Source organism: Streptomyces sp. NBC_01142, from assembly GCF_026341125.1.
GTDB lineage: Bacteria > Actinomycetota > Actinomycetes > Streptomycetales > Streptomycetaceae > Streptomyces.
This window is the reverse complement of the sequence record NZ_JAPEOR010000002.1, coordinates 2,697,207-2,711,944: the sequence shown is the minus strand read 5'-3', so window position 1 is coordinate 2,711,944 and position 14,738 is coordinate 2,697,207. Positions and strand designations below refer to the sequence as shown.

Genomic DNA, 14,738 nt, shown 5'->3' with positions numbered 1-14,738 from the left:
GGGCCCGAGCCGGATGCGCCCGCGCCAAGGCAGGACCCCGCGCCACAGGCCCGAGCCACCCGCGCCCGCACCGGACGGGACCCCGCACCACGGGCCCGAGTCACATGCGCCCGCACCGGACAGGCCCCCGAGCCACGGGCTGGCCCACGCCCGTCCCGTTCCGCTGGGGGAGGGGCCGTGCAGGGTCGTCCCCGCAGGGGATTGGCGGCAGGACCCGGCCCGCGAAATCGGGGCCCTGTATGCCGCCGACTCCGAGGAGTCGAGCCCGGAGGGGCCCCGGAGCCCGCACCGGACAGGACCCCGCACCACGAGCCCGAGCCACCCGCGCCCGCAGCGAGCAGGGGCCCGAGCCGGATGCGCCCGCGCCAAGGCAGGACCCCGCGCCACAGGCCCGAGCCGCACGCCGAAGGGACCCGTGCCGGAGGCCGCCCGCGGCCCCCGTGCTCAGGAGGTGAGGATGACGCTGCGCGTCAGGTTGCGGGGGTGGTCCGGGTCGAAGCCCCGCGACTCCGCAAGCGTCACCGCCAGGCGCTGCGCGCGGATCAGGTCCGCCAGCGGGTCCGCCTCCTGGCGGGCCACCAGCGTGCCGCCCACCCGGGCCACATCCCCGGCCAGGCCTTCCGGAAGCGGCCCGAAGACCCAGGTCACCCGCCCCGGGCCGGTGATCGAGATCGGGCCGTGGCGGTACTCCATCGCGGGGTACGACTCCGTCCACGCGCCCGCCGCCTCGCGCATCTTCAGGCCCGCCTCCAGCGCCAGCCCGTACGTCCAGCCGCGGCCCAGGAACGTCCACTGCTCCGCCGCCACGACCGCTTCCGGCAGCGGCTCGGTGATCGCGAGCTCCGCGTCGACCGCCGCGTCCGTGAGGGACTTCACGCCCGGGATGTCGCCGAGCCCCGCCCGCAGGAACGCCAGCGCCGTCGTCGCGAACCGGGTCTGGACGACCGACTCCTCGTCCGCCCAGTCGAGCACCGCCACCGCGTCCGCCGCCTCCATGACGGGCGTCTTCGGATCGGCCGTCAGGGCCAGCGTGGGGACCTTGCCCCGCAGGGCGTCCAGCAGCTCAAGCACCTCCGTCGTGGTGCCGGAACGGGTGATCGCGACGACCCGGTCGTAGGACCGGCCCGCCGGGAACTCGGACGACGCGAACGCGTCGGTCTCCCCCTGCCCCGCAGCCTCACGCAGCGCCGCGTAGGCGATCGCCATGAACCAGGACGTCCCGCATCCGGTGACGGCCACGCGCTCACCCGGCTTCGGCAGTCCCTCGAAGGCGGCGGCGGCCTCGGCCGCTCGGCGCCAGCAGGTGGGCTGGGTGGCTATCTCTGCTGCGGTACGGGACATGCGGCAAGACTCCTAGCGATGTACGCGTAACTCAGGGACTCGGGACTCGGGACTCGGGACTTGGGGCTCGGGGCTCGGGGCTCGGGGCTCGGGACTCAGGACGGGCACCGCCCACTGCGTGCCGGGACGGGACGTGCTTAGCAGCCCGCGCCGTACGCGGGCAATGCCGCCCCACTTTGGTGGTGACGTTGCAGAAGTGATACCACCGGTGGTGTAGACCTCATACCCCGTCATGAGGAAATATCGCAGCTCATCTCACAGGACGTCACGGGGGACCCTGGAACAAACGGGCAATCAACAGCAGAGGGTGGGGAAGAGCTGTGCAGCGGCGCTTCTTGGGTTTGACCGCGGTATTCGCCGCACTGGGTACGACGGTGGCGCTCTCGGGCTGTGGCAGCTCGAGCGGCTCCGGCGAGGTCACTCTCAAGTTGGTGGCGGCCGACTACGACGTGGCCGGTGGCGAGAGCAGCAAGAAGTACTGGGCCGATCTGGCCGGCGCCTTCGAGTCCGAGAACCCCGGCATCAAGATCGACGTTCAGATCGAGTCCTGGAACGACGTCGACCGCAAGGTCGCCGAGATGGTCAAGGCCGGCGACGCCCCGGACATCGCTCAGATCGGCGCGTATGCCGACTACGCCGCTGCGGACAAGCTCTACACCGCCGACCAGATGCTCTCCATCCCGGTGCAGTCCAACTTCCTCGGCCCGCTCGTCGACGCCGGCGAGCAGCGGCGCGTGCAGTACGGACTGCCGTTCGTCGCCTCCACCCGGCTGCTCTTCTACAACAAGAAGCTCTTCACCGAGGCCGGTATCACCGAGGACCCCGAGACCTGGGACGACCTGCGGGCCGACGCCGAGAAGCTGAAGCTGAACACGGACGTGAAGTTCCCCTTCGCGCTGCCGCTGGGGCCGGAAGAGGCCCAGGCCGAGACCATGATGTGGCTGCTCAGCGGCGGTGACGGGTACACCGACGCGGTCGACAAGTACTCCATCGACTCGCCGCAGAACATAGAGACCTTCGACTGGCTGAAGGACAACCTGGTCGACCAGAAGCTCACCGGCCCGGTCGCTCCCTCCAAGCTGAACCGCAAGGATGCCTTCGCCGCCTTCACCCGCGGCGAGGTCGGCATGCTCAACGGCCACCCCTCGCTGATGCAGGCCGCCAAGAAGGCGGGCGTGGAGGTCGGCAAGGTGCCGCTGCCCGGCAAGGAGGGCGAGGCCAAGGCGGCGATGGGCGTCGCCGACTGGATCATGGGCTTCAAGCAGAACGACCACCGGGCCGAGATCGGCAAGTTCCTGGACTTCGTCTTCAGTGACAAGAACGTCCTGGAGTTTGCGGGCCAGAACGACCTGCTGCCGGTGACGATCTCCGCGTCCGAGGCGATGGAGAAGAACCCGGAGCACAAGGACCTGAAGAAGTTCCTCGAGGAGCTCCCGACCTCGGTGCTTCCGCCGGTCGGCAAGACGTCGTGGGCCGCGGTCAGCGAGAACATCAAGAAGAACATCGGCACTGCGGTGGAGAAGGACGGCAGCCCGGCGGCCACCCTGGGCCGGATAGCCCGTGACGCCACCGCCGCGGAGAACGCCGAGTAGGTCAGCGGCAGGGCAGCGAGCCTCGCCGCGCGGATATGTTGGTTCGTATGACCGATGAGCCGGCCGACGAGCAGCGGGCCGACAACGAGGTGCTCTCCGAGCGCGACCGTGCCGTACTGGCCATGGAGCGTCACTCCTGGCCGGGGCCCGGCGCGAAGGAGCGGGCCATCAGGGAGCAGCTCGGCATCTCCCCGGTCCGCTACTACCAGCTCCTGAACGCCCTCATCGACGACGAGCGCGCCCTGGTCCACGATCCGGTCACGGTCAACCGGCTCCGCCGTGTGAGAGACGCGCGCCGAAGTCGCCGATAGGGTCGGGTGCATGGGCAGCTCCCCGTACGCGCACCCTTTGCCGACGCCGTCCACCCCGGCGGGCCGTGACGGTCTGGCCGCACTTCTTGCCCGGCCGGGCACAGCCGTCGTCGCCCTCGACTTCGACGGCACCCTCGCCGAGATCGTGCCCGACCCCGAGCGGGCCCGCGCCCACCCCGGTGCCGTTCCCGCGCTCGCCGCGCTCGCGCCGCAGGTCGCCTCCGTCGCCGTGGTCACCGGCCGGCCCGCCGGTGTCGCCGTCCGGTACGGCGGCTTCGCCGGGGTGCCGGGCCTCGATCACCTCGTCGTCCTCGGCCACTACGGCGCCGAGCGGTGGGATGCGGTCAGCGGCACCGTCCGTACGCCCACTCCCTTCCCCGGGGTCGCGGCCGCCCGCGCCGAACTGCCGGGGTTCCTGGACCGGATCGGGTCCTGGAGCGGCACCTGGATCGAGGAGAAGGGGCAGGCCGTCGCGGTCCACACCCGCCGCGCGTCCGACCCGCAGGCCGCCTTCGAGGCCCTGCGCGAACCGCTCGCCGCGCTCGCCGCGCGCCACGGTCTGATCGTGGAGCCGGGCCGCATGGTCCTGGAGCTGCGCCCGCCCGGCATGGACAAGGGCGTGGCACTGCTGGAGTACGTACGGGAGGTGGACGCCCAGGCCGTGCTCTACGCCGGGGACGACCTCGGCGACCTGCCCGCCTTCGGGGCGGTCGAGAAGCTTCGCTCGGACGGCGTCCCCGGCCTGCTGGTGTGCAGCGGCAGCGCGGAGGTCCCGGAGCTGGCGGACCGCGCGGATCTGCTGCTGCCGGGCGGCCCCGTCGCGGTGGTCAAGTTCCTCGCGGCGCTGGCGGCGGCCATCTCGCCCCCGGCCCGGGGCTGACCGCGCCCGGCGCCTGCCACCGCGCACGCGGCCCGGCGCCGGCCGTCTCCCACCGCGCCGTTCGCCGGGGCTGGACCGTCTCCCACCGCGCCCTTCGCCGGGGCTGGACCGTCTCCCACGCCGCCCGCGGCCAGGAGGTGTGTTCGCCTTGCGACGGACGCACCACGCCAGATCCCGCTCACTGATCCGGCACGCTGCCGAGGACACCCCGAGGCACCCGCAAGACACTCGAAAGCACCCGCAAGACACCCGAAAGACACGCCTACGCGCGCAGCGCCTCCAGCTGCTCCAGGAACCACCGCTGCGGTGGCAGCGCGGTCGCCGCCGCGGCCAGCCGCTTGGTGTGTTCCGCCCGCTCGGCCTCCGGCATGGTCAGGGCCTTGTGGAGCGCCGCCGCCGTGCCCGTCACGTCGTACGGGTTCACCGTGATCGCGTCCTCGCGCAGCTCCTCGTGGGCGCCCGCCTCGCGCGAGAGGACCAGGGCGACGCCGTGGTCCGAGACGATCGGGATCTCCTTGGCGACCAGATTCATGCCGTCGCGGATCGGGTTGACCAGGGCCACGTCCGCCAGCCGGTATGCGGCCAGCGAGCGGGCGAAGTCGTCCTTCACATGGAGGACGACCGGGGTCCAGTCGCCCGTTCCGTAAAGGGAGTTGATCTCCTCCGCGACCCGGGACACCTCGGCCGTGTACTCCCGGTAGACGGCCAGGTCCTGCCGCGACGGGTACGCGAAGGCGACATGGACGACCCGGCCCCGCCACTCGGGGTGGTCGTCGAGCAGGGCCCGGTAGGCCAGCATGCCCCGCACGATGTTCTTCGACAGCTCCGTACGGTCCACCCGGACGATCGTCTTCCGTCCCGGGCCCACCTGCTCGCGCAGCGCGGCCAGCCGCTCCTCCACATCGGCCCGCCGCGACCGCTCCCGCAGGAAGTCCGCGTCCGCGCCGAGCCCGTGCACGCCGATCACCGTCCGCTTGCGCTGCTGCCCGTGCGGCCGGAACTCGACGCTGGGCGGCTCGTCCTTCGGCCAGTACGTCGTCACGTCGTGCGCCGTCAGCGCCGCCCCGCAGCAGCCCTGGAACGCCTGCGCCCACCGCCAGGTCAGGAATCCCACCCGGTCGGCGCCGAGCATTCCGAGCAGCAACTGCTCGCCGATGTCGTCCGGCAGCATCCTGAAGTACTCGATGGGCGCCCACGGCGTGTGCGAGAAGTGCCCGATCCGCAGGTCGGGCCGCAGCTCCCGGAGCATCCCCGGGACCAGCGCCAGGTGGTAGTCCTGCACCAGGACCGCCGCGCCCTCGGCCGCGCTCTCGGCCAGCGCCTCGGCGAAGGCCCGGTTGTACGTCTCGTACGCACCCCACTGCCGCCGGAACTCGGCGTCGAAGACCGGTTCCAGCGGGGTCTGGTACAGCATGTGGTGGACGAACCAGAGCACGGAGTTCGCGATGCCGTTGTACGCGTCGGAGTGGACGGACGCGTCGATGTCGAGCATCCGCACGCCGGGCTCGCCGACCCCGCTCCGGACCGCCTCGCGGTCTCCGTCGCTCAGCGCGGCGCACACCCACAGCGCCTCTGCTTCGGAGCCGATGGCGGAGAGTCCGGAAACCAGCCCGCCCCCGCCGCGGCGGGCACCCAGCGAGCCGTCCTCGCTCAGTGTGTACGAGACCGGGCCGCGGTTGGACGCGACGAGGACCTGGGCAGCAGTGTGCTCGGAGACCATGTGCCGAAACCTAGCCCGTCCCGTAAACCCTCAAACGTGCGTGCGGCTCTCAGGGGGCGACGATCGTGGCAAACAGGTCATGGGTTGCGGCGCACGCGCGTGGCGGCGATGGCGACCACTCCGGCCGCGGCCAGGCTCAGCGCCACACCGCCCAGCAGCCACAGCCGCTCGGCCGCGCTGCTGCTCCTGGCCATCTCGCCGGCGGGACTCGGCGCGGGCAGGGGAGGGGCGTTCCGGCCCGGGACCCGGTCCGAATCCGAATCAGGGACCCGGTCCGAATCCGAATCCGAATCAGGTTCCGGGACCGGGTCCGGCGACGCGACGGCGGGAGCCACGCGGCCGCCGAGGGGGGAGACGACCTCGGCCGCGGCCTGCCCCGGAACCACCACCCCGGTCACGGCGGTGGTCATGACCGCCAGGGCCCCGAGGAGTCGGGGCAGCCCGGCACTGCGGCGCGGAGCGCCCGTACGAAGTCTCAAGCCTCTCAAGCCCATAAATGCGAAATTAAGACAGAAAGACCGAATAGATACGGTTAGGCCGCGCGACGCGCCGCGTACTCACCGATCTCGCGCATCGGCGGCCGCTCCTCCGTGTCCACCGGGTGCGTCCGCGGTACGAAGCCGTCCTCGCCCCGCTCGAACTGGATGAGCGAAGGCCGCACCAAGTGGCCCCGGGAGAGCCGCAGTTGGGCCGTACGGTAGATCGCGGCGGCCATCCTGCCCAGCGCCTGCCCGTCCTGGTGGCGGTGCTTGCGCGAGCCGACGTCCACCTGGGCCAGCGCGTCCAGGCCCACCGTGTGCAGCGCGTCGACGAGCAGGCCCAGCTCCACGCCGTAACCGACCGGGAAGGGCAGCCGCTCCAGCAGCGAGCGCCGCGCCGCGTACTCACCGCCCAGCGGCTGGACGAACCCGGCCAGCTGCGGCCAGTGCAGATTGAGCAGCGGGCGGGCCACCAGCTCGGTCACCCGGCCGCCCTGACCGGCCACGTCCCCCAGCGGCCGGTCGTACATCGCCTTGACGAACTGCACCTCGGGGTCGGTCAGCAGCGGCCCCACGATCCCGGAGACGAAGTTGGCCGAGAACTCCCGCAGATCCGCGTCGATGAAACAGACGATGTCGCCGGTGGTCACCATCAGTGACCGCCACAGCACCTCGCCCTTGCCGGGGACGGCCGGTATCCGGGGCAGGATCACGTCCCGGTGCACCACGCGCGCGCCCGCGGCAGCGGCCACCTCGGCCGTACGGTCGCTCGAGCCCGAGTCGACGACGACCAGCTCGTCGACGAGCGGGACCGCCTCCATCAGCTCGCGGCGGATCGCGGTGACGATGTCGCCGACGGTCGCTTCCTCGTCGAGCGCAGGCAGGACGACGCTGACGGTCGTGCCGCGTTTGGCGGCCATCAGCCGGTCGAGCGGGCGGTCGGCCGCCGACCAGGAACGCCTGGTCAGCCAACGCTCCACCTCTTCCAGCACGTGCGCGTCTCCCTTGACATCCGGACCTTGTGATCCATCTCGCGGTTCGGACGACTATCTCAAGCGTCCGGGCCTTCGGTTACAGTCTTGAACAACGCGGATGACCGTCGCATGTCGGGGGTCTTCACGCTGATAACCGAATAGCGCTCATCCAGAGGGACAGAGGGAACGGCCCGTTGAAGTCCCGGCAACCCTCCCGCCGACCGCGAGGTCACGGTGGGGAAGGTGCCAATTCCGTCTTGTGGCGAAATGCGTCACGAGGAAGATGAGGAGAAAGGGCCTCGCCACCATGGCTGTGCAGACTGTTTCGAGCACCACGACCCCTGTGAACCTGGGTCCCGCCGCCGCACTCTCCTGCCGCGAATGCGGAGAGCGATTCGAACTCGGCCCGATCTTCGCCTGCGCCCTGTGTTTCGGGCCGCTCGAAGTCGCGTACGACCTGCCGAGCGGCAACCCGGAAGAGCTTCGCAAGCAGATCGAATCGGGCCCCGACAACATCTGGCGCTACGCCCCGCTGCTGCCCGTCCCCGCCGACGTGGCCGACAAGCCGAACATCAACCCCGGCTTCACCAAGCTGGTCAAGGCCGACAACCTCGCCCGTGAACTGGGTGTCACCGGCGGCCTGTACGTCAAGGACGACTCCGGCAACCCGACGCACTCCTTCAAGGACCGTGTCGTCGCGATCGCCGTCGAGGCCGCCCGCGCCTTCGGCTTCACCACCCTTTCCTGCTCCTCCACCGGCAACCTCGCGGGCGCGGTCGGCGCGGCCGCCGCACGCGCCGGCTTCCGCTCCTGCGTCTTCATCCCGCACGACCTGGAGCAGGGCAAGGTCGTCATGGCCGCGGTGTACGGCGGTGAGCTGGTCGGCATCGAGGGCAACTACGACGACGTCAACCGCTTCTGCTCCGAGCTCATCGGCGACCCGCTCGGCGAGGGCTGGGGCTTCGTCAACGTCAACCTCCGCCCGTACTACGGCGAGGGCTCCAAGACGCTGGCGTACGAGATCTGCGAGCAGCTCGGCTGGCAGCTGCCCGACCAGATCGTGATCCCGATCGCCTCCGGCTCGCAGCTCACGAAGATCGACAAGGGTCTGCAGGAGCTGATCAGGCTCGGGCTGGTCGAGGACAAGCCGTACAAGATCTTCGGCGCCCAGGCGGAGGGCTGCTCGCCGGTGTCGACGGCCTTCAAGGCCGGGCACGACGTCGTACGGCCCCAGAAGCCGGACACCATCGCCAAGTCGCTGGCGATCGGCAACCCGGCCGACGGTCCGTACGTGCTGGACATCGCGCGCCGCACCGGCGGTGCGGTCGAGGACGTCGACGACGAGCAGATCGTCGACGCGATCAAGCTGCTGGCCCGCACCGAGGGCATCTTCGCGGAGACCGCCGGCGGCGTGACCGTGGGTGTCACCAAGAAGCTGATCGACGCGGGCGTGCTCGACCCGACGCTCACCACCGTCGTCCTCAACACCGGCGACGGGCTCAAGACGCTGGACGCGGTGGCGCCGACGACCGGTCCGACCGCGACGATCCGCCCCAGCCTGGACGCGTTCCGCGACGCCGGCCTGGCCCGCTGACCACCCGGGACTCCCCGGACTCCTGAGACTCAAGGAAGGCACGCACCATGAGCGTCAACGTCCGCATCCCCACCATTCTCCGCACGTACACGGGCGGCAAGGCCGAGGTTCCGGCTCAGGGCGAGACCCTCTCCGAGGTGATCGCGGACCTGGAGAAGAACCACACCGGTATCGCCGCACGCGTCCTGGACGACCAGGGCAAGCTGCGCCGCTTCGTGAACGTGTACGTCAATGACGACGATGTGCGCTTCGAGCAGGGTCTGGAGACCGCGACCCCGGACGGGGCCGGCGTCTCGATCATCCCGGCCGTTGCCGGAGGCTGATCCCCCCTCAGGCGCCTCAGGAGCCTCACGCGCCTCAAGCGCGGCCCCGACGGATGCTACGCAGAGTTATACGAATTGCCCCCTCCGCAAGAGAAGCGGAGGGGGCAATTCTGTATGGTTGAGCGCGGTACAGTTGGGGAAGCCCCCTCCGCTGCTTGTGCCGCGCGCATATGAGAATGCGCCCGGGCGCGACAAGAAGCAGCCAAAGTACGCGATCGAATTGCCTCTTAGGCGTCATTTGCCGGGCCCGACTTGCCCCGGAATTCACTGAATTCAGCGTAATAATCCGTTCTCGCGTGCTCGGATTTCTCGTCCGACTGACCTGTTGCAGAGGGCAGTTGGGCAGATACATTCAGCCGCGGTCGACGCGTTCCGGCGCACACCCCTCCTGTCGGGGTGAGGTCTGACCCGGGTCCGCGAAGTGCGGTCCTGCGCAAGGGCCAGTAATAGGGGAGTTAGGCATGGCTCAGGGCACCGTCAAGTGGTTCAACGCGGAGAAGGGGTACGGCTTCATCGCGGTCGACGGTGGTGCGGATGTTTTCGTCCACTACAGCGCGATCCAGATGGATGGGTACCGCACCCTTGAAGAGGGTCAGCGAGTCGAATTCGAGATCTCGCAGGGCCAGAAGGGTCCGCAGGCGGACATGGTCAAGCTCGCCGTCTGATTCTCGGCGCGATCGGCCACCGACGCACTCACGCCGAGGGGCCCGCATCCCACCAGGGATGCGGGCCCCTCGTGCGTCTGCGGACCGTCTGCGGACTGTCTGCCGACCGCCGCCGGTCCGTGAGAGCCGCTTGCACTCTCATGGGTCGAGTGCTAATCATTGGCGTTAGCACTCTGCAGGTGAGAGTGACAACTTAAGGACCGGGTCGGTGAGGCCCGAAGAGCCGCCGGGGCAAGGAACCGTACGGCTCTCAGGCCGTCCGTCGCGGGCGCCAGCGCGGTCCGGAGCAATCCACCCCAGTCCGGGAGGACCACTTCACATGGCCAAGATCATCGCGTTCGACGAGGAGGCACGGCGCGGTCTCGAGCGCGGGATGAACCAGCTCGCCGACGCCGTCAAGGTCACCCTTGGCCCCAAGGGCCGCAACGTCGTCCTCGAGAAGAAGTGGGGCGCCCCCACGATCACCAACGATGGTGTTTCCATCGCCAAGGAGATCGAGCTCGAGGACCCGTACGAGAAGATCGGCGCCGAGCTGGTCAAGGAAGTCGCCAAGAAGACGGACGACGTCGCCGGTGACGGTACGACCACCGCGACCGTCCTGGCCCAGGCGCTCGTCCGCGAGGGCCTGCGCAACGTGGCCGCCGGCGCCAACCCGATGGCCCTCAAGCGCGGTATCGAGAAGGCCGTCGAGGCCGTCTCCGGTGCCCTGCTCGAGCAGGCCAAGGACGTGGAGACCAAGGAGCAGATCGCTTCGACCGCCTCCATCTCCGCCGCCGACACCCAGATCGGCGAGCTCATCGCCGAGGCCATGGACAAGGTCGGCAAGGAAGGCGTCATCACCGTCGAGGAGTCCCAGACCTTCGGTCTGGAGCTCGAGCTCACCGAGGGTATGCGCTTTGACAAGGGCTACATCTCGGCGTACTTCGCCACCGACATGGAGCGTATGGAGGCGTCGCTCGACGACCCGTACGTCCTGATCGTCAACTCCAAGATCGGCAACGTGAAGGACCTCCTTCCGCTGCTCGAGAAGGTCATGCAGTCCGGCAAGCCGCTGCTGATCATCGCGGAGGACGTCGAGGGCGAGGCCCTGTCGACCCTGGTCGTCAACAAGATCCGTGGCACCTTCAAGTCCGTCGCCGTCAAGGCCCCGGGCTTCGGTGACCGCCGCAAGGCCATGCTCAACGACATCGCCATCCTCACGGGCGGCACGGTCATCTCCGAGGAGGTCGGTCTCAAGCTCGAGAACGCCGGCCTGGACCTGCTGGGCCGCGCCCGCAAGGTCGTCATCACCAAGGACGAGACCACGATCGTCGACGGTGCCGGTGAGAGCGACCAGGTTCAGGGTCGCGTCAACCAGATCCGTGCCGAGATCGAGAACTCCGACTCGGACTACGACCGCGAGAAGCTCCAGGAGCGCCTCGCGAAGCTGGCCGGCGGCGTGGCCGTCATCAAGGCCGGCGCGGCGACCGAGGTGGAGCTCAAGGAGCGCAAGCACCGCATCGAGGACGCGGTGCGCAACGCCAAGGCCGCCGTCGAGGAGGGCATCGTCGCCGGTGGTGGCGTGGCTCTGCTCCAGGCTTCCTCGGTCTTCGAGAAGCTCGAGCTCACGGGCGACGAGGCGACCGGCGCGAACGCCGTGAAGCTCGCGCTGGAGGCCCCGCTCAAGCAGATCGCCGTCAACGGTGGTCTCGAGGGTGGCGTCATCGTCGAGAAGGTGCGCAACCTGCCTGTCGGCCACGGCCTGAACGCCGCGACCGGCGAGTACGTCGACATGATCGCCGAGGGCATCATCGACCCCGCGAAGGTGACCCGCTCTGCTCTGCAGAACGCGGCCTCCATCGCGGCGCTGTTCCTCACCACCGAGGCTGTTATCGCCGACAAGCCCGAGAAGGCCGGTGCCCCCGCGGGCGGCGGCATGCCGGGCGGTGACATGGACTTCTGAGCCTGACGGCTCGGACCCGGTCCTGACCGAGGGCGGCACCCCCACTTCCAGGGGGGTGCCGCCCTCGGGCGTTTTCGGACGCGCGTGCACGGCCAACGACTGACGACCGACGGCCAACGGCCCTGCCGGGCAGGTGAGGTGACGAGGCGTGAGGAGGGTGAGGAGAGAGGAGAGTGCGCTGTAAGGATCTGCCAGGCGCATGACATATACAGGGTGTGGAGAGCATTCAGACCGGGAGCGACCGGGACCGCGCCGCGCGGTTCACGGCCTTGTACGTTCGTGAGTACCCTCGCGTGTCCGCCTTCGTCTACCGAAGAGTGGGCGACCGAAGTGCGGCGGAGGAAGTCACCGCGGAGGTCTTCCGGATCGCGTGGGAGCACGCCCTCGGCGGCGGAGACAGCTCGGCGGGCCGGCTCTTCGTCACCGCCCGCAACCTGCTGAGCAACCACTACCGCGCCATGGCACGTCTGAGAGAGCTGCACGGCCGTATCGGCGAAGAGCTGGACCGTATGCCGGCGGCCGTACAGGACTCCACCGTTCTCGACACCCTCGACCGTCTCCCCGCCCCGCACCGGGACGTACTGCTCCTGAGCTACTGGGACGGCCTCAGTGCCGCCGAGGCCGGCGAGGTACTTCAGTGCAGCGCGCCCGCCGTCTGGGTCCGGCTGCACCGTGCCCGCAAAGCGTTCCGTGAGATCTACACCTCGCCCGAGGAGTCAGCATGATCCGTGTGAAGTCCCTGATCAAGCGCGCGAATCCGGTCCCGGACACCACGGCGGACGGCATGCCGGCGCGCGCGTCCGACGAGCTCGCCTCTCTGGTCGGGTCCGGTCCGGCGCTTCCCCTGCCGAGCCGCCGCTCACCCCGGCGCAGGCTCCTCCTGGCCGCCGCCGTCTGCGGTGCCGCCGCCGTGGTCGCGGGCGTCGCCGTCCTGACCCTGCAAGGTCCCGAGGAGCCGGGCGGCGGGCGACTCGTCGCGGACGAGCCGTACTACGGAAGCACGGCGCAGCTGGAAGGGGCGGCCGACCTGATCGTCCGGGCGCGGCTCGGTGCCGGACGCGAGGAGAGTGCCGACGACTACAGCGAAACCGTTGCCGCGGCGGATGTGCTGGCGATCGCCAAGGGCGAAGCCCCGGGCCGTTCCATCGAACTGGCCTACACGACCCCCGGGTCCGGGCCCGAGACGGCCGCGCTGACCGAGGGGAAGGAGTATGTCTTCCTGCTCGAGCGGCAGGACGACGGGCGTTTCACCCTGGTGAACAGCACGCAGGGCTCGTACGGGATCGAGGGTGGCCGCGCCCGCGCCGGAGCCGACAACGACGTGGCGCTGAGCGAGAAGGCACGCACGGCGCTGCGGCTGGAACGCTGACAGGGCGGGCCCCGCGGACGATGATCCGCGGGGCCCGCCTTCTCGTCCGGCCCGGCAGGCTACCGGCGGTCCGACTTCTTGATCTTTTCGGCCTTGGCGGCCAGTCGGCCGACCTCGCCCACGTTGTCGAATCCTCCCTCGGACACCGGCTCGACCCGGGCACCGGGCTTGACGGTGTAGAGCGCCTGCTCCGGGTTGAGCAGGTCGTACGGAGCCTTGCTGCCGTGGTCGGCGAGCAGCAGCACGTACTCGGTGCTGCCCTTGGCCAGGAAGGTGGTCGTCTTGTCCCGGTACGTGACGCCGCCGAGGGTGCCGCCGAGCTGGCTGACTTCGACCGTGTCTCCGACCGCTACGTCTCCGGACAGCACTGCGGAGACCTTGACGGTGGAGACAGTGACGACGACCGGTTCCGCTTCGGCGGCTTCTTCGGGAGAAAGCCCGGCCTGCGGATCGGAGGCCGGGTCGCCGCCGGTCGACGCCTCGGGCCGCATCTCCTCGACACGGGAGCCCATGACGGTCCCCCTGACGATGACGTCGGACTTCTTGATGACCTCGTCGATGGAGTCGAAGGAGGGGTAGTCCGCTTCGTAGGCCACGACGTCCGGCTCGCCCTTGGGCTCGGACGTGGCCTTGGACGCGCCGTTCGTGGAGCAGCCGGCGGCGGCGAGAACGGCGATCAGCGCCGATCCGCCGACGAGGGCCTTCCGTATCGCGCTCATCAGTAGATCCTCTTCACTTCGGCCACGTCGTATGCCAGGGGCTTTTGTACTGTCGCCCGGTTCCTGCTGTGCTTCATCAGCGACGCCTTACGCGTGCCCGGGTTGTCATCGAGGCTGAGCGCGTGCCCCAGCTCGTGCGTGACGGTGCTGCGGCACCACTCGGTCATCTTCGAACCGGAGTCTCTGTCCAGCGTCCTCGCGTTGACCTTGATCTTGAAGACGCGGTTGATCGGCCGGAGGCCGGACGGCGAATACACGCCGTACCAGCTGGCGTTGTAGCGTGCGGCCGTGAACGTGGCCTTGGCGCTGGACTTGCGCCCGATGTTCGCCCCGGCGCCGGAGCCGTTCCAGTTCTTGCGCCCGGTGTCGAGGAACCCGACCCAGGTGGGGTTGATGCCGACGGCCTTGACGTTGAACGACCGCCCCGGCATGCCGCCGCTGTAGTAGTCGGCCTCGGCTGTTGTTGCTCCACCCAGGGCTATGGCGACGGCCACAGCGGTACAGGACGCTACTCTTCCAGTTGCGCGTGCGTATTTGCTTGTCAAAGTGTCTTCCCCGTGCGATCGGCGCGCGGCAGGGCCGCGCGCATCGTCGATTCCCTCGTGGCTGGAGCATGGGTGGTCGATCCATGTCCTGGAAAAACCGCATAAGGAGGCCGGATTGCGGCATCTCCACCGCATCCGTGAACGGGCTGAACTCCCCCTCGTCCCCAGTCAGCCAACGGGTTCGACCGTATGATCGAATGTGTACGGGGTCAATATGTTTGCAGAATGAAATTCTCTGAATGTAGGGGAGTTGTACGGGAGCTGTAGGGAAGCCGGTGGGCCGG

Annotated in this window: 15 protein-coding genes and 1 riboswitch; of the genes, 9 read left to right on the top strand and 6 right to left on the bottom strand. The window is 69.5% G+C overall.

Annotation, left to right across the window (positions count from 1 at the left end):
• Positions 1-444: 444 nt before the first annotated feature.
• Positions 445-1,341, bottom strand: a complete 897-nt coding sequence (locus tag OG883_RS29795; RefSeq protein WP_266547101.1) for an SIS domain-containing protein — start codon at positions 1,339-1,341, stop codon at positions 445-447.
• A gap of 335 nt (positions 1,342-1,676) precedes the next feature.
• Here OG883_RS29795 and OG883_RS29790 point away from each other — a divergent pair, with 335 nt between their 5' ends.
• Genes OG883_RS29790 through otsB form a run of 3 tightly spaced genes read left to right on the top strand, consistent with a single transcriptional unit; the run spans position 1,677 to position 4,124 of the window.
• Entirely contained in the window at positions 1,677-2,933 is a 1,257-nt protein-coding gene (locus OG883_RS29790; protein ID WP_266547098.1) for an extracellular solute-binding protein, read from the top strand.
• 47 nt (positions 2,934-2,980) lie between these two features.
• On the top strand, positions 2,981-3,244 hold the full coding sequence (locus OG883_RS29785; RefSeq protein ID WP_266547096.1) for a DUF3263 domain-containing protein: 264 nt from the start codon (positions 2,981-2,983) through the stop codon (positions 3,242-3,244).
• Between the two features lie 10 nt (positions 3,245-3,254).
• Positions 3,255-4,124 (top strand): trehalose-phosphatase, encoded by an 870-nt coding sequence (gene otsB, locus OG883_RS29780; RefSeq protein ID WP_266547093.1) that lies wholly within the window; start codon positions 3,255-3,257, stop codon positions 4,122-4,124.
• Positions 4,125-4,386: 262 nt separating this feature from the next.
• On the opposite strand, the gene OG883_RS29775 is transcribed toward otsB, so the two are convergent.
• From OG883_RS29775 to OG883_RS29765, 3 genes are all read right to left on the bottom strand, one after another.
• The gene (locus OG883_RS29775; RefSeq protein ID WP_266547090.1) at positions 4,387-5,844 is read right to left on the bottom strand and encodes a trehalose-6-phosphate synthase; all 1,458 of its coding nucleotides are present in this window, start codon (positions 5,842-5,844) and stop codon (positions 4,387-4,389) included.
• Positions 5,845-5,921: 77 nt separating this feature from the next.
• Entirely contained in the window at positions 5,922-6,254 is a 333-nt protein-coding gene (locus OG883_RS29770) for a hypothetical protein (protein ID WP_266547087.1), read from the bottom strand.
• A 122-nt stretch (positions 6,255-6,376) separates the two neighbouring features.
• Positions 6,377-7,315 carry a glucosyl-3-phosphoglycerate synthase gene (locus OG883_RS29765; RefSeq protein WP_266547084.1) on the bottom strand — a complete coding sequence of 313 codons (939 nt, stop codon included), beginning with the start codon at positions 7,313-7,315 and terminating at the stop codon, positions 6,377-6,379.
• A gap of 144 nt (positions 7,316-7,459) precedes the next feature.
• A riboswitch (SAM riboswitch) is annotated at positions 7,460-7,587 on the top strand.
• A gap of 17 nt (positions 7,588-7,604) precedes the next feature.
• Here OG883_RS29765 and thrC point away from each other — a divergent pair.
• The 6 genes from thrC to OG883_RS29735 all read left to right on the top strand — a co-directional run bounded on the left by thrC (position 7,605) and on the right by OG883_RS29735 (position 13,190).
• Complete coding sequence (gene thrC / locus OG883_RS29760) at positions 7,605-8,891, top strand: threonine synthase (protein ID WP_266547082.1); 1,287 nt, start codon at positions 7,605-7,607, stop codon at positions 8,889-8,891.
• A gap of 47 nt (positions 8,892-8,938) precedes the next feature.
• Complete coding sequence (locus OG883_RS29755) at positions 8,939-9,214, top strand: MoaD/ThiS family protein (protein WP_266547079.1); 276 nt, start codon at positions 8,939-8,941, stop codon at positions 9,212-9,214.
• A gap of 461 nt (positions 9,215-9,675) precedes the next feature.
• Positions 9,676-9,879: a cold-shock protein gene (locus OG883_RS29750; protein ID WP_005315736.1), complete on the top strand. Its 204-nt coding sequence runs from the start codon at positions 9,676-9,678 to the stop codon at positions 9,877-9,879.
• Positions 9,880-10,198: 319 nt separating this feature from the next.
• Entirely contained in the window at positions 10,199-11,821 is a 1,623-nt protein-coding gene (groL, locus tag OG883_RS29745; RefSeq protein WP_266547076.1) for a chaperonin GroEL, read from the top strand.
• A gap of 293 nt (positions 11,822-12,114) precedes the next feature.
• Positions 12,115-12,546 (top strand): RNA polymerase sigma factor, encoded by a 432-nt coding sequence (locus tag OG883_RS29740; RefSeq protein ID WP_266547073.1) that lies wholly within the window; start codon positions 12,115-12,117, stop codon positions 12,544-12,546.
• Positions 12,543-13,190 carry a hypothetical protein gene (locus OG883_RS29735; protein WP_266547070.1) on the top strand — a complete coding sequence of 216 codons (648 nt, stop codon included), beginning with the start codon at positions 12,543-12,545 and terminating at the stop codon, positions 13,188-13,190. Before OG883_RS29740 ends, OG883_RS29735 begins: the two co-directional genes overlap by 4 nt.
• Before the next feature lie 59 nt (positions 13,191-13,249).
• Here OG883_RS29735 and OG883_RS29730 read toward each other — a convergent pair whose 3' ends face one another.
• A complete protein-coding gene (locus tag OG883_RS29730) occupies positions 13,250-13,909 on the bottom strand; it encodes a hypothetical protein (RefSeq protein ID WP_266547057.1) in 660 nt (219 codons plus the stop codon).
• Positions 13,909-14,403 (bottom strand): hypothetical protein, encoded by a 495-nt coding sequence (locus OG883_RS29725; RefSeq protein ID WP_266547054.1) that lies wholly within the window; start codon positions 14,401-14,403, stop codon positions 13,909-13,911. Before OG883_RS29725 ends, OG883_RS29730 begins: the two co-directional genes overlap by 1 nt.
• Positions 14,404-14,738: the final 335 nt, after the last annotated feature.